1 protein-coding gene is annotated in these 397 nt (G+C 41.6%); it reads left to right on the top strand.

The genetic code is table 11. The features are described from left to right. Positions 1 to 34: 34 nt before the first annotated feature. Positions 35 to 397, top strand: a 363-nt coding sequence (locus EVJ33_RS15835) for a thymidylate synthase (RefSeq protein WP_236634658.1), incomplete at its 3' end; no start/stop codon positions are given.

Below are 397 nucleotides of genomic sequence, written 5' to 3'. Positions count from 1 at the left end.
GCTAAATAACCCTCATCGCAAAGGTGAAGACGATATGGGCCGTGTTTATGGTGTTCAAGGACGCCAATGGCAACGTCCAGATGGTTCCCATTTTGACCAACTACGTAAAGTGGTAGATGACCTCTCTAAGGGTATAGATGATCGTGGCGAAATCGTAACGTTCTATAATCCAGGTGAAACTGAGCTAGGTTGTTTGCGTCCTTGTATGCATACACACACATTTTCATTAGTGGGTGATACGCTTTATTTAACCTCTTATCAACGTAGCTGCGATGTGCCATTAGGTTTAAATTTCAACCAAATACAGTGCTTTGTATTATTAGCGCTGGTGGCTCAAATTACAGGGCATAAGCCGGGTAAAGCATTTCATAAGATAATCAATGCACATATCTATGAA

The organism is Exiguobacterium sp. SL-10 (assembly GCF_004337025.1).
Lineage (GTDB): Bacteria > Bacillota > Bacilli > Exiguobacteriales > Exiguobacteriaceae > Exiguobacterium.
The sequence above is the reverse complement of the archived record's forward strand: the minus strand, read 5'-3'. Positions and strand labels throughout refer to the sequence as shown.